The organism is Pseudomonas sp. NKUCC02_KPG, from assembly GCF_019345465.1.
Lineage (GTDB): Bacteria > Pseudomonadota > Gammaproteobacteria > Pseudomonadales > Pseudomonadaceae > Aquipseudomonas.
This window is the reverse complement of the sequence record NZ_JAHKRC010000009.1, coordinates 1-13,481: the sequence shown is the minus strand read 5'-3', so window position 1 is coordinate 13,481 and position 13,481 is coordinate 1. Positions and strand designations below refer to the sequence as shown.

Genomic DNA, 13,481 nt, shown 5'->3' with positions numbered 1-13,481 from the left:
CGGTTTTGCCAGCGGTTTTTAAGAATGAAGCGACGTGGATCTCTGTAGTCGCTGCCGCAGGCTGCGATGGGTTGCGCAGCGACCCTGGTTTTTAAAGGGCTTGCAGCCCTTATCGCAGCCTGCGGCAGCGACTACAGGATTACGGGTCATTCAGTTGCTCCATCATCCAGCTCACAAACTCGCGCACCTTGGGCACGCCTGCCGAATGCTCAGGATACGCCAGGTAATACGAGTCGCGACTCGGCATCAGGTGCTGCCAGGCGATGACCAGTTTGCCGTCGGCCAATTCCTCTTCCACCAGAAATCTGGGTAGCAAGGCTACGCCACACCCTACTTGCGCCGCACGGATGCACATATAAAAGGTGTCAAAGCGCGGCCCGTGATAGCTGTGGTCGGTGCAAAAGCCCTGATGCTCAAACCATTCGTGCCAGGCCTGGGGCCGAGAGGCGTTCTGCAGCAGCACCATATCGGTCAGTTGGGTCGGATCGGTGAGGGCAGTGCTTGGCAGGCTTGCGGGCGCACACACGGCGACCAGTTCTTCACCAAACAGCTTCAGGCTTTCGGTGCCAGGCCGTGAGCCCTGGCCGAAATAAAACGCCAGATCGCTGCGCCCTTGAAGCAGGTCGTCGCCTTGCTGCTCGTTGCACAGGTCCAGATGGATGTGCGGATGGCGTATGCCCCAGCCCTTGAGTCGCGGTACCAGCCAGCGGGCACCAAAGGTTGATGGCGTCGAGACCCGCAAGACCTCCGTTTCGCCACCATAGGAGCGCAGGGTATGGGTCGACATTTCGATCTGGGTCAGGATTTTTCGGACTTCAACCAGATACAAATCACCTGCGGGCGTCAGTTGCAGACGGCGTCGCACCCGGCGAAACAGCAGGTGCTGCAGCAGCTCCTCCAACTGCGCGACCTGCTTGCTGACCGCGCTCTGGGTCAGGTTCAGTTCTTCGGCGGCGCGGGTGAAGCTCAGATGGCGCGTGACGGCCTCAAAACACTGCAAGGCCGTGATCGAAGGTAGATGGCGCTTGTTGAGCATGAAAGGCCCCTAATTCTTGTTGTCAGGCAAGGTTACCAACCCAGCATGAATTTTCGGAATGATATCTCGCTTAAAGGTCGTTTGTTGCCGTCATGGGACCCAGCTACAACTACTGGCCTGCGAATTATCTTTTTCACGTTCAAGGAGTGCCTTCAATGGTCGCTGCATTACTGGATCGTCTGGGTGTAAACCCCGCGCTGTATCAACAGGGCAATCAGCCGGTTTACACGCCGATTGATGGCAGCCAGATAGGTGCCGTTCACTGGGAAGGTGGTGCTGAAACCGAGCAGCACGTGACCCGCGCCGAGTACGCCTTCGAGGCCTGGCGCAAGGTGCCGGCCCCGCGCCGTGGTGAGCTGGTGCGCCAGTTCGGCGATTTGCTGCGTGAGTACAAGGCTGACCTCGGCGAGCTGGTGTCGTGGGAAGCGGGCAAAATCACCCAGGAAGGCCTGGGCGAAGTGCAGGAAATGATCGACATCTGCGACTTCGCCGTCGGCCTGTCGCGTCAGCTGTACGGTTTGACCATCGCCTCCGAGCGCCCGGGCCACCATATGCGTGAGTCCTGGCATCCGTTGGGTGTGGTTGGGGTGATCAGCGCATTCAACTTCCCGGTGGCCGTCTGGGCGTGGAATACCACGCTGGCGCTGGTGTGCGGCAACGCCGTGATCTGGAAGCCGTCCGAGAAAACCCCGCTCACCGCGCTGGCTTGCCAGGCGTTGTTTGATCGGGTCCTGAATTCATTTGCCGACGCCCCCAAGTACCTGGCCCAAGTGATTATCGGCGGTCGTGATGCGGGCCAGGCACTGGTTGAAGACCCGCGCGTAGCACTGATCAGCGCTACTGGCAGCACGCGCATGGGGCGTGAAGTGGCACCCGTAGTCGCAGCCCGCTTTGCCCGCAGCATTCTGGAGCTGGGCGGCAACAACGCAATGATCCTGGCCCCGAGCGCCGATCTGGACATGGCCGTACGCGCCATTTTGTTCAGCGCCGTCGGCACCGCCGGTCAACGTTGCACCAGCCTGCGCCGGCTGATCGCCCATGAATCGGTCAAGGAAGAAATCGTCACCCGGCTCAAGGCCGCCTATTCCAAAGTCCGTATCGGCCACCCGCTGCAAGGCAACCTGGTGGGCCCGCTGATCGACAAGCACAGCTTTGAAAGCATGCAGGACGCACTGGAACAGGCCTTGAGCGAAGGCGGGCGGGTGTTTGGGGGTGAGCGTCAGTTGGCTGGCCAGTATCCCGGCGCTTACTACGTGGCCCCGGCGATTGTTGAAATGCCGGAGCAGAGCGATGTGGTTTGCGACGAAACCTTCGCCCCGATTCTGTACGTCGTCGGTTACAGCGACTTTGCCGAGGCTTTGCGCTTGAACAACGCCGTGCCTCAGGGCCTGTCGTCATGCATTTTCACCACCGATGTGCGTGAAGCCGAGCAATTCATGTCGGCCACCGGCAGTGACTGCGGGATTGCCAACGTCAACATTGGCCCAAGCGGTGCGGAGATTGGCGGTGCCTTTGGTGGCGAGAAAGAAACCGGTGGCGGCCGGGAGTCGGGCTCGGATGCGTGGCGCGGCTACATGCGGCGCCAGACCAATACCGTCAATTACTCGCTGGAACTGCCGTTGGCGCAGGGGATTACCTTCGATTGAGGTAAGCCCTGAGTCACCTGTGGTGGGAGGATACGGTGGGAGCGGGCTTGCTCGCGATTGCATCGCTGCGGTCTGCCAGCCAGACCGGGTTGTCTGCATCGCGAGCAAGCCCGCTCCCACACCCGTTGCGCCCATGATTGCATCACCGTTAGGTTTCATTTCTGGAGCTTGGCAATGCCTTTACTCGAACAGTGTTTGTGGGAAAACCTCACCCCACAACGTCCCCAGGCGCCCGCTTTCAAGGGCGAACTGAATGTTGATGTGTGTGTGATCGGGGCTGGCATCACCGGACTGTCCGCCGCCATCCATTTGCTTGAACAAGGCAAAAGCGTCTGTGTACTCGAAGCTCATCGCACCGGGCACGGTGGTTCGGGGCGCAACGTGGGGCTGGTTAACGCCGGGATGTGGATCCCTCCGGATGATATCGAAGCCGGTTTCGGCGAAGCCGTGGGCAGTCAGCTCAATCGAATGCTCGGCGCTGCACCCGCGCTGGTGTTCAGCCTGATCGACAAGTACCGGATCGACTGCCAACTGCGGCGCGAAGGCACGTTGCACATGGCCCATAACGCTCGGGGCGAAGCCGATCTGCGCAGCCGCGAAGCGCAATGGAAGCGTCGTGGAGCCCCGGTTGAACTGCTCACCGGGGCTGCTTGTGAAGCCGCTACCGGCACCCCGAAAGTCGCCGCTGCCTTGCTCGACCGGCGCGCTGGGACACTCAACCCGATGGCTTACACCTCGGGCCTGGCCAAGGCTGCGAGTGATCTGGGCGGGCGTCTGTTTGACCATTCTCCAGTCACCGGGTTAGAGCGCCAGGGCACACGCTGGTCAGTACAGACGGCTCAGGGTGCGGTCAATGCTGAGCAGGTAGTCCTGGCGTCCAATGCCTACACCGAAGGCGAATGGACTGACCTGCGACGTAACTTTTTCCCTGGTTATTACTATCAAGTCGCCTCCAAACCGCTGACCGATGCCACCGCTGAACGCATCCTGCCCGGCGGCCAGGGCTCGTGGGACACCCGCCAGGTATTGAGCAGCATCCGCCGCGATGCTGACGGCCGCTTATTGTTGGGCAGCCTGGGTAATGGCAATCAAAAGCCTGCGTGGTTTCTCAAAGCCTGGGCCGACCGCGTTCAACAGCATTACTTTCCGTACCTCAAGGGCGTGGAGTGGGAGTGCACCTGGACCGGGTGTATCGCGTTTACTCCCGATCACCTGATGCGTTTATTCGAGCCCGCGCCCGGTTTGGTGGCAGTCACGGGTTACAACGGCCGTGGCGTGACCACGGGCAGCGTGGTGGGAAAAGCGTTTGCCGACTACCTGTGCAATGGCGATGCGAAGGCCTTGCCGATTCCTTTTGCGCCGATGCGGCCGCTCTCTGGAACGGGGTTGCGCAGCTGTTTGTACGAAGCGGGTTTCTCGCTGTATCACGCGGGCCAATGTTTGAGAATTGTGATCTGACGGGTTTTTTTTCGGACGGCACAACGTTTCGCCGCGTAGCAGCTAGCCTTTAGTGGTGCGGCCTGTAGCAGTCATGCACCGAGAGTGTGCAGTTCGGTGACGCAAGTGGTTACAGGTCGGTTGCACAATGCAGGGCAACCCGGTTGCAACGTTAGTCGTGAATGGTTGCGCCTGCAAAAACTTAACGGTTTCACCTTCCTCGGTTTAGACGGTTGCACGCCCAATGAAAATGGGCTCGAAACAGTCGATAAAACAACAAAAGAACGACTTTTCCAAGAATAAAAAGCCAATGGCACGCGGCTTGCTCTGAGCTTTAAGTGAAGTCGAAGTGCCATCTAATAAAACCTCAGGAGCACCACCTCATGTCGCAGACGTTCTACAAAAAAGGTTTTCTGGCCCTCGCCGTGGCAGCAGCGCTGGGTGTCTCTTCGTTTGTTCAGGCGGATCTTAAAATCGGTGTGGCGGGCCCCATGACGGGTGCTAACGCGGCATTTGGCGAGCAGTACATGAAGGGTGCGCAGGCGGCTGCGGATGCAATCAACAAGGCGGGCGGGATCAACGGCGAGAAGATCAAGCTGGTTGCCGGCGACGATGCCTGCGAACCCAAGCAGGCCGTGGCCGTGGCCAACCGCCTGGTCGATCAGGACAAAGTGATCGGTGTGGTCGGTCACTTCTGCTCCTCGAATACGATTCCTGCTTCCGAGGTGTATGCCGATGCGGGTGTGATCATGATCACCCCAGGCTCGACCAACCCGCAGGTCACTGAGCGCGGGCTGGATGCGGTGTTCCGTATGTGCGGACGAGATGACCAGCAAGGCATCGTTGCAGGCGACTACATTGTCGACGTGCTCAAGGGCAAGAAAGTAGCGGTCATCAACGACAAGGACACCTACGGTAAAGGTCTGGCCGATGCCACCAGTGCACAGCTGACCAAGCGCGGCGTGAAACCCATCCTGGAAGAAGGCCTGACCCGGGGTGAAAAAGACTTCAGCGCGCTGGTTACAAAAATCCGCGGCGCCGGTGCCGATGTCGTGTACTTCGGCGGTCTGCATCCAGAAGCCGGTCCTCTGGTCCGCCAACTGCGTGAAGCGGGTCTCAAGGATGTGAAATTCATGTCGGACGATGGCATCGTGACCGACGAACTGGTGGCCACTGCCGGTGGCCCGCAGTATGTCGATGGCGTGTACATGACCTTCGGCGCCGACCCGCGCCTGCTCCCGGACAGCAAGGCGGTCGTTGAAGAGTTCCGCAAAGCGGGCACCGAGCCTGAAGGCTACACCCTGTACGCCTACGCCTCGATCCAGGCCCTGGCTGACGCCTTCAATGGCGCCAAATCCAACAAAGGCGAAGACGCCGCCAAGTGGCTCAAGGCCAACCCGGTTAAAACCGTGATGGGTGAAAAAAACTGGGACGGCAAAGGCGACCTGAAAGTCTCTGACTACGTGGTTTATCAGTGGGACAAAGACGGCAAATATCACCAGCTGGAAAAACAGAAGTGAGATGAATCACTCACCTGATGTCCGCTTCGGCGGGCATCAGGCGGGAATGTATCTGCACCACCTGTCTTCTTTTCCAGGAGTCGCACACACCCTGCCACCCAAGCTGTCCTCTGACGGCGTGGATGGCTTGCGTCTGCGCAAAGGCTCCAGTGCGTGAGATTGCGTTATGGATGGTATTTTCCTACAGCAACTGCTGAACGGCCTGACCCTCGGGTCTGTGTACGGCCTGATCGCCATCGGCTACACAATGGTCTACGGCATCATCGGCATGATCAACTTCGCCCACGGCGAGGTGTACATGATCTCTGCTTACCTCGCGGCGATCAGTCTGGCTCTGTTGGCATACTTCGGTATTGAATCCTTCCCGCTACTGATGTTGGGTACCTTGATTTTCACCGTTGTGGTGACTGGCGTGTATGGCTGGGTCATCGAACGCGTGGCTTACAAACCTCTGCGAAACTCCACACGGCTGGCGCCGCTGATCAGCGCCATCGGTATTTCCCTGATCCTGCAAAACTACGTGCAAATTGCCCAGGGTTCACGCCAGCAAGGGGTTCCAACCCTGCTGAGCGGCTCCTGGCGCGTGGACATTGGCACCGGTTTTGTACAACTCACCTACACCAAAGTCTTCATTCTGATCGCGGCCTTCGTGGGGATGGGCCTGCTGACCTACATCATCAAGTACACCAAGCTGGGCCGCATGTGCCGCGCCACCCAGCAAGACCGCAAGATGGCGTCGATCCTGGGGATTAACACCGACCGGGTGATTTCCTACGTGTTTGTGATCGGTGCTGCCATGGCCGCGCTGGCCGGCGTGCTGATCACCATGAACTACGGCACGTTCGACTTTTATGCCGGCTTCATTATCGGCATCAAGGCGTTTACCGCTGCCGTGCTCGGCGGGATTGGATCATTGCCTGGCGCCATGCTCGGCGGGATCATCCTGGGTATTTCCGAGTCACTTTTTGCCGGGTTGGTTAACTCGGATTACAAGGACGTGTTCAGTTTCTCACTGCTGGTGCTGATTCTGATTTTCCGTCCCCAAGGCCTGCTGGGTCGTCCTCTCGTGGCGAAGGTGTAAGTATGTCTGCAGCCATTAACAAACCGATTGATATCAAAAAAAGCGTTATCGATTCGATCCTTGCCGGGTTGATTTCATTGATTGTGTTCGGACCGATCGTGGGGGTTGTGCTCGACGGCTATAGCTTTAACCTGCAGCCAGCGCGTGTTGGCTGGCTGGTGGCGATTGTGATGGTGGGGCGGTTTGTCCTGAGCCTGTTCCTGCAAACGTCCAAGGGTTTGAAGATCCTTCAGAGCTTTGAGTCCAGTGGTTCTGGCGTACACGTGCTGCCACCCGATTACAAATCGCGGCTGCGCTGGATCGTGCCACTGCTGATCGTGATTGCCATCGTGTTCCCGTTTTTTGCCAACAAGTACATCCTGACCGTGGTCATCCTCGGCCTGATCTACGTGCTGCTCGGCCTTGGGCTGAACATCGTGGTCGGGTTGGCGGGCTTGCTTGACCTGGGGTACGTGGCCTTCTACGCCATCGGTGCTTATGGCCTGGCGCTGGGTTATCAGTACCTGGGACTGGGCTTCTGGTCGGTGCTGCCGCTGGCGGCCATTGCGGCGGCGATGGCGGGGTGCATTCTCGGGTTTCCGGTATTGCGAATGCATGGGGATTACCTGGCCATCGTGACCCTGGGTTTTGGTGAAATCATTCGCCTGATCCTCAATAATTGGCTGTCGTTTACCGGTGGGCCCAACGGTATGCCGGTGCCTTCACCGACGTTTCTCGGGCTGGAGTTTGGCCGCGTAGCCAAAGAGGGCGGGGTGCCGTTCCACCAGTTTTTCGGCCTGGACTACAACCCCAATATCAAATTCCTGTTTATCTACATCGTGCTGTTTCTGGTGGTGCTGCTGGTGCTGTACATCAAGCACCGCCTGACACGCATGCCGATTGGCCGTGCCTGGGAAGCGCTGCGCGAAGACGAAATCGCCTGTCGCTCCATGGGCCTGAACCACGTGCTGGTCAAACTCTCGGCGTTCACCATCGGTGCTTCCACTGCAGGTCTTGCCGGGGTGTTCTTTGCCAGTTATCAGGGTTTTGTAAACCCGTCCTCGTTTACCTTTTTCGAGTCGGCACTGATCCTCGCCATTGTGGTGCTCGGCGGCATGGGCTCGACGGTGGGCGTGGTGATCGCTGCGTTCGTGCTGACCGTGGCACCTGAACTGCTGCGCAGCTTTGCCGAATACCGGGTGCTGCTGTTTGGTGTATTGATGGTGTTGATGATGATCTGGCGACCGCGGGGCCTGATCCGCATCAGCCGTGTCGGGGTCACACCACGCAAGGGGGTTGCGCCATGAACGAACCCACTCTGAATGACGACGTTGTGCTCTCGGTCGATAAACTGATGATGCACTTTGGCGGGATCAAGGCCCTGAGCGATGTCAGCCTCAAGGTCAAACGCAACTCGATCTTTGCCCTGATTGGCCCCAACGGTGCCGGTAAAACCACCGTGTTCAACTGCCTGACCGGGTTCTACAAGGCCAGTGGCGGCAAGATCGAACTCAATGCCCGAGGCACACGCACCAACGTCATCAAGTTGTTGGGCGAGCCGTTCAAGTTGACTGACTTCGTATCGCCCAAGGCGTTCGCCAGTCGTCTGTACTACAAAATGTTCGGTGGTACTCATCTGGTCAACCGCTCAGGTCTGGCCCGCACCTTTCAGAACATTCGCCTGTTCAAGGAAATGTCGGTGCTGGAAAACCTGCTGGTGGCCCAGCACATGTGGGTCAACCGCAGCATGCTCGCCGGTATCCTCAACACCAAGGGCTATCGCAAGGCCGAAAGCGATGCGCTGGACCACGCGTTCTACTGGCTGGAGGTGGTCGATCTGGTGGACTGCGCCAACCGTTTGGCTGGCGAGTTGTCCTACGGTCAGCAGCGGCGGCTGGAGATTGCGCGGGCCATGTGTACCCGCCCGCAAATCATCTGTCTCGATGAACCGGCGGCTGGCCTCAACCCGCAGGAAACCGAAGCGTTGAGCGCAATGATTCGCCTGTTGCGCGACGAACACGACCTGACCGTGGTGCTGATCGAGCACGACATGGGCATGGTCATGAGTATTTCCGATCACATCGTGGTGCTCGACCACGGGAACGTGATTGCCGAAGGCGGGCCTGACGCTATTCGTAACGACCCGAAAGTGATTGCTGCCTATCTCGGCGCAGACGAAGAGGAGCTGATATGACGAGCACGATCCTCGAACTCAAGGAACTGGACGTTCACTACGGGCCGATCCAGGCGTTGAAAAAAGTGTCGATGCATATTGAAGAGGGCGAGACCGTGAGCCTGATCGGCTCCAACGGCGCGGGCAAATCCACGCTGCTGATGTCGATTTTTGGCCAGCCCCGTGCCAGCGGCGGGCAAATCATCTACCAGGGCGTGGACATCACTCACAAGTCCTCGCACTACATTGCCTCCAACGGCATCGCCCAGTCGCCCGAAGGCCGTCGCGTGTTTCCGGACATGTCTGTGGAAGAAAACCTGCTGATGGGCACCATCCCCATTGGCGACAAGCATGCCGACGAAGACATGCAGCGCATGTTCGAGTTGTTTCCCAGGCTCAAGGAGCGGCGTAACCAGCGGGCCATGACCATGTCGGGCGGCGAGCAGCAAATGCTTGCGATCGCCCGGGCACTGATGAGCCGTCCCAAGTTGTTATTACTGGATGAGCCCAGCCTGGGGTTGGCGCCCATCGTGGTGAAACAGATTTTTGCCACCCTGCGCGAACTGGCCACAACGGGTATGACCATCTTCCTGGTCGAGCAGAACGCCAACCACGCCCTGCGGTTGTCCGATCGCGCCTATGTAATGGTCAACGGTGAAATCCGCCTGACCGGCACCGGCAAGGAGCTGCTGAGTAATGAAGAAGTGCGCAATGCGTACTTGGGCGGGCACTAGCCGAAAGACATGACCCCGTAGTCGCTGCCGAGGAACGAAGGCTGCGAGCTTTTGATTCCGCCGGCACGATCAAGAGGCTCGCAGCCATCGTTCCTCGGCAGCGACTACGGGGGGTGAGAGTGTCTCTTTGTCAGACAATTTCCTTCCCGTACAACCCCCGCCCCAAATTGTGGAAAACAATATTTCAACTCTGTGAAACCGCGACATAAAGCCGCTGTAATCCCCTGTTTTGTCATCATTTTGACTTGTCCCCGTTTGCTGTGGAGGTGGCTGTGGGTAACGTGGGAGTAGTTGGCTGTAGGCCTTTATTTACAAGGCCTGTAGAGATGTGGTTGTTTTTTGATCAGTGCTTTTTGCCTGGCTCCCCAGGTGATTTGTCAACAGGTTTGTTTGGTCATAAAGAGCGACCGAAAATAATGACTAACCTGTGGATAAGTCTGTGGTTAAACTCTGGAAAGAATGCGCTAGGCGGTGTAATTACTGGCCTCTGGCTATCTGCAGGGTTTCCCTGGGTTGCACCTTTTTGGGGCGCCTGCATGTGGGGCGTGTCCAGGTCAAGTCAAAAACACCTTTTCCTGTGCTCTATCCCTTGTGGACTGTGGCTTTGAGTATTTTCGACTTACACCCAAAGACTGTGGACGGGCCTGTGGATAAGGTGAGTGCATATGGCTCCAGCCCTTATGCACAGTGGCTTACCGGCGACTGATCGTTTTTTGTACAGCTTCGACCTGAATGCGCGATGGGTTGCCGCTGAACGTCAGCCGGGGCATTCTGCTCAACGTCCAATTCAACGGCGGCCGATGCCCGCCAGCCAAGGAGAACACGATGACTTCCACCCTGTTTATTACGGGCGCGACTTCCGGATTTGGTGAGGCGTGTGCGCGCAAGTTTGCACAAGCAGGCTGGAAACTGGTGCTGACGGGTCGGCGCGAAGATCGATTGAAAGCCCTGTGCGAAGAGTTGTCCAAGCAGACCGAGGTCCACGGCCTGGTGGTGGACGTGCGTGACCGTGTCGCGATGGAAGCCGCGATTGCCGATCTGCCGCCTTCGTTCAGCAAGTTGCGCGGGCTTATCAACAATGCGGGCCTGGCCCTGGGCACCGACCCGGCGCCCAAGTGTGACCTCGACGACTGGGAAACCATGGTCGACACCAACATCAAGGGCCTGCTCTACACCACCCGCCTGCTGCTGCCACGACTGATCGCCTACGGCCGCGGTGCCGGGATCGTCAACCTGGGTTCCATCGCCGGCAGCTACCCGTACCCTGGCAGCCACGTGTATGGCGGCACCAAGGCCTTCGTCAAACAGTTCTCCCTGAACCTGCGTTGCGACTTGCAGGGCACGGGTGTGCGGGTCAGCAACGTAGAGCCAGGCCTGTGCGAGAGCGAGTTCTCCATGGTGCGCTTCGGTGGCGACAAGGAACGTTACGATGCGACCTACCAGGGTGCTGAGCCGATTCAGCCCCAGGACATCGCCGAGACCATTTTCTGGGTGCTCAACACCCCGGCCCACATCAACATCAACCGCCTTGAGCTGATGCCCGTCACGCAGTCCTGGAGCGGTTTTGCGATCGAGCGCCACGCCAAGTAGTAAACTCACGCCTGGCAGCCCACCTGCGACCTCCTGAGGGGGTCGCATTCAATCGGGCTGAAAAGGAGTTTTTGTGAGTAACCGTGGTGAGCAGAAACTGCTCAAACAATCGACTGTATTAATGTTCGCGGTGGCCATTGCGGGCATTGCGACGGGTTTTATTTCGGGTTCTGAATCCATCATGTTCGATGGATTCTTCTCTTTGATCGCCACCTTTATCAAAGTACTGATGCTGATTACGGCGCAGCTGATCGCCAAGGAAAGCAACCAGCGTTTCCAGTTCGGCTTCTGGCACCTGGAGCCCATGGTGCTGCTGATCGAAGGCAGCTTCCTGCTGTTGATTGCGATCTATGCCTTTCTGAACGGTGTGTTCGGCATCATCAATGGCGGGCGCGACATCGAACTGGGGATGGTGATTGTCTACGCAGCGGTGTTTACCGTGATCGAATTTGCGTACTACTTCTGGGTGCGGCGCAAAAACCGCAAGCTCAAGTCCACCCTGATCCAGTTCGACAACATCAGCTGGCTGGTGGACGCCATGCTGTCGGTGGGGCTGTTGATAAGTTTCGTCACGGCGCTGGTGCTCAAGCAGCATGGTTATGCACAGTGGGCGGCCTACGTTGACCCGGCAATCCTGATTTTGCTGGCCCTGAGCATGCTGGCCCCGGCGTTCAAGATCCTCAAGCCGGCCTTGCGTGACGTCCTGGGGATAGCCCCGGACAGACTCGACGACAAGGTACGCGACGTGCTCGAAGACATGTCGGCACGCCATGGGTTTGAAGGCTACAAAACCTACGTGCAGAAGCATGGACGGGCGCGATTTATCGAGATTCATATCGTGCTGCCAGCGGGTTATCCACTGACCAGCGTGAAGACACTCGATGCGTTGCGCGAAGAAATATCCGAGCTACTGGGGGCTGCTGACAGTGCCCGCTGGCTGACCATCAGCTTTACCGGGGATCGCAAGTGGATTGCGTAACCCAAGGCCAGTGAGTTTTTGTGGGAGGCGTCAGTTATTAAAGTACTGCGCCAACCCGCTGTAGCACGTCGCCAGGTGATACGGCGTGGTCGACGGCATGTCTTCGCGGCTGACATTCCCTGCGCCATCCCGGCATTCGTACCAGCCACCGGCATGTAAAAAGTGCTGTTGCAGCGCCAGCAACTGGCGTTGCAGACGTGGCTGGCTGTCGGAGCGCAAGGTCAGGGCACGCAGGTATTCGGCTTGCGCCCAGATGCGCTGGGTGCCATCACGCAGGCTGCCATCGGGGGCCAGCATGCCGCAGACCGCGCCACTCTGCGGGTCGACGCCCACCTGCTCGGCAAAGCCGAAAGCACGATCCAGTGACCCGTGCAGCGGTGTCTGGCGCAGCAGTGGTGAAGACTGCAGCAAAAAGAACCACTCAAACTGATGGCCCGGCTCAAACCAGTTATCCACAGCCCCGCGCGGTTTTTCGAGCATGACGTTATGCACAGGCTCGATAAAGCGCTGCTGCATGGCATCGGCGAGTGCGAGCAGTGCGCCATGCACGGGAGCATCGTCGCGCACCGACAGGGTGGCCAGAAAGGCTTCAGCCAAGTGCATCAACGGGTTTTGCAGGGGGCCGGTGTTCAGTGAAGTCCAGTCGCGATCCAGGCTGGCTTCGTACAGGCCGTTGCCATCACTGAAGCGTTCGGCCACCACCTCCAGCGCCCCATTGAGCGCCGACTCCACCAGCGGCTCGCGCACTTTGGCCCAGTAATGGGCGCACGCGAAGATGATAAAGGCGTGGGTGTAGAGGTCTTTGCGTTGATCCAGCGGCGCGCCGTCAGGGTCGATGCTGTAGAACCAGCCACCGTGTTCGGCATCGTGAAAATGCTGGTGCAGCGAGCGGAACAGCGCCGCGGCGCGCTCAGTGGCGTCGGGGAAAGCCGGGTCATCGATCAGGCTGGCGAACAGGTACAGTTGCCGCGCACAGGCCATGGCGCGATAGCGCTGGGGTGGCAGCGGCCGATGTTCAGGGCTGAGTGCCTCGTAGGGCAGCGCCAGTTCGGCATTCCAGCCGGGGCCTTGCCAGAGCGGCACAATGACCTGGCGAAAATGCTGCTGAACGGCCGCAAACGTGGCGGTCAGTTCTAGCGGGAAGTCGGAGCTGGCTACATCAGGCATCGGCGGGCGTCGTCACGGCTGGGGCGTTTGCGCGACATGATACACCGTGATTCCCTGGATGATCTCAACTCTGAATACGCGAGTGTAAATGTGGGAGCGGGCTTGCTCGCGATGCCATCGCGAGCAAGCCCGCTCCCAC

Annotated in this window: 12 protein-coding genes; 10 read left to right on the top strand and 2 right to left on the bottom strand. The window is 58.7% G+C overall.

The genetic code is table 11. The features are described 5' to 3' along the window. Positions 1-139: 139 nt before the first annotated feature. Entirely contained in the window at positions 140-1,036 is an 897-nt protein-coding gene (locus tag KO536_RS13680; protein ID WP_133076622.1) for a LysR family transcriptional regulator, read from the bottom strand. Positions 1,037-1,191: 155 nt separating this feature from the next. Between KO536_RS13680 and KO536_RS13675 the strand changes: the two genes are divergently transcribed. The 10 genes from KO536_RS13675 (at position 1,192) to KO536_RS13630 (ending at position 12,175) form a co-directional block, all read left to right on the top strand. Then, a complete protein-coding gene (locus KO536_RS13675) occupies positions 1,192-2,682 on the top strand; it encodes an aldehyde dehydrogenase family protein (RefSeq protein ID WP_219262122.1) in 1,491 nt (496 codons plus the stop codon). 174 nt (positions 2,683-2,856) lie between these two features. Next, entirely contained in the window at positions 2,857-4,140 is a 1,284-nt protein-coding gene (locus KO536_RS13670) for an FAD-binding oxidoreductase (protein ID WP_219262121.1), read from the top strand. 362 nt (positions 4,141-4,502) lie between these two features. Beyond that, positions 4,503-5,639, top strand: coding sequence for a branched-chain amino acid ABC transporter substrate-binding protein (locus tag KO536_RS13665; protein ID WP_088378334.1), 1,137 nt, complete (start codon positions 4,503-4,505; stop codon positions 5,637-5,639). A gap of 1 nt (position 5,640) precedes the next feature. Further along, on the top strand, positions 5,641-5,796 hold the full coding sequence (locus KO536_RS13660; protein WP_219262120.1) for a hypothetical protein: 156 nt from the start codon (positions 5,641-5,643) through the stop codon (positions 5,794-5,796). 9 nt (positions 5,797-5,805) lie between these two features. Next, positions 5,806-6,720: a branched-chain amino acid ABC transporter permease gene (locus KO536_RS13655; RefSeq protein WP_048360308.1), complete on the top strand. Its 915-nt coding sequence runs from the start codon at positions 5,806-5,808 to the stop codon at positions 6,718-6,720. Positions 6,721-6,722: 2 nt separating this feature from the next. Then, positions 6,723-8,006, top strand: coding sequence for a high-affinity branched-chain amino acid ABC transporter permease LivM (livM, locus tag KO536_RS13650; RefSeq protein ID WP_133076619.1), 1,284 nt, complete (start codon positions 6,723-6,725; stop codon positions 8,004-8,006). Continuing rightward, positions 8,003-8,893 (top strand): ABC transporter ATP-binding protein, encoded by an 891-nt coding sequence (locus KO536_RS13645; RefSeq protein WP_133076618.1) that lies wholly within the window; start codon positions 8,003-8,005, stop codon positions 8,891-8,893. The genes livM and KO536_RS13645 overlap by 4 nt, the downstream gene beginning before the upstream one ends. Beyond that, positions 8,890-9,606: an ABC transporter ATP-binding protein gene (locus KO536_RS13640; RefSeq protein ID WP_019826195.1), complete on the top strand. Its 717-nt coding sequence runs from the start codon at positions 8,890-8,892 to the stop codon at positions 9,604-9,606. The genes KO536_RS13645 and KO536_RS13640 overlap by 4 nt, the downstream gene beginning before the upstream one ends. An 825-nt stretch (positions 9,607-10,431) precedes the next feature. Then, positions 10,432-11,196 carry an SDR family oxidoreductase gene (locus tag KO536_RS13635; RefSeq protein WP_219262119.1) on the top strand — a complete coding sequence of 255 codons (765 nt, stop codon included), beginning with the start codon at positions 10,432-10,434 and terminating at the stop codon, positions 11,194-11,196. A 73-nt stretch (positions 11,197-11,269) separates the two neighbouring features. After that, positions 11,270-12,175 (top strand): cation diffusion facilitator family transporter, encoded by a 906-nt coding sequence (locus KO536_RS13630; RefSeq protein WP_219262118.1) that lies wholly within the window; start codon positions 11,270-11,272, stop codon positions 12,173-12,175. A 30-nt stretch (positions 12,176-12,205) separates the two neighbouring features. Here KO536_RS13630 and KO536_RS13625 read toward each other — a convergent pair whose 3' ends face one another. Next, positions 12,206-13,342, bottom strand: a complete 1,137-nt coding sequence (locus KO536_RS13625) for an AGE family epimerase/isomerase (RefSeq protein WP_219262117.1) — start codon at positions 13,340-13,342, stop codon at positions 12,206-12,208. Between the last annotated feature and the right edge of the window lie 139 nt (positions 13,343-13,481).

What these genes read in the sequence shown, in the direction of transcription:
- KO536_RS13645 (WP_133076618.1), top strand. Translation starts at nt 8,003, where the DNA reads ATGAACGAACCCACTCTGAATGACGACGTTGTGCTCTCGGTCGATAAA.
- livM (WP_133076619.1), top strand. Translation starts at nt 6,723, where the DNA reads ATGTCTGCAGCCATTAACAAACCGATTGATATCAAAAAAAGCGTTATC.
- KO536_RS13655 (WP_048360308.1), top strand. Translation starts at nt 5,806, where the DNA reads ATGGATGGTATTTTCCTACAGCAACTGCTGAACGGCCTGACCCTCGGG.
- KO536_RS13675 (WP_219262122.1), top strand. Translation starts at nt 1,192, where the DNA reads ATGGTCGCTGCATTACTGGATCGTCTGGGTGTAAACCCCGCGCTGTAT.
- KO536_RS13665 (WP_088378334.1), top strand. Translation starts at nt 4,503, where the DNA reads ATGTCGCAGACGTTCTACAAAAAAGGTTTTCTGGCCCTCGCCGTGGCA.
- KO536_RS13660 (WP_219262120.1), top strand. Translation starts at nt 5,641, where the DNA reads ATGAATCACTCACCTGATGTCCGCTTCGGCGGGCATCAGGCGGGAATG.
- KO536_RS13680 (WP_133076622.1), bottom strand. Translation starts at nt 1,036, where the DNA reads ATGCTCAACAAGCGCCATCTACCTTCGATCACGGCCTTGCAGTGTTTT.
- KO536_RS13625 (WP_219262117.1), bottom strand. Translation starts at nt 13,342, where the DNA reads ATGCCTGATGTAGCCAGCTCCGACTTCCCGCTAGAACTGACCGCCACG.
- KO536_RS13670 (WP_219262121.1), top strand. Translation starts at nt 2,857, where the DNA reads ATGCCTTTACTCGAACAGTGTTTGTGGGAAAACCTCACCCCACAACGT.
- KO536_RS13635 (WP_219262119.1), top strand. Translation starts at nt 10,432, where the DNA reads ATGACTTCCACCCTGTTTATTACGGGCGCGACTTCCGGATTTGGTGAG.
- KO536_RS13640 (WP_019826195.1), top strand. Translation starts at nt 8,890, where the DNA reads ATGACGAGCACGATCCTCGAACTCAAGGAACTGGACGTTCACTACGGG.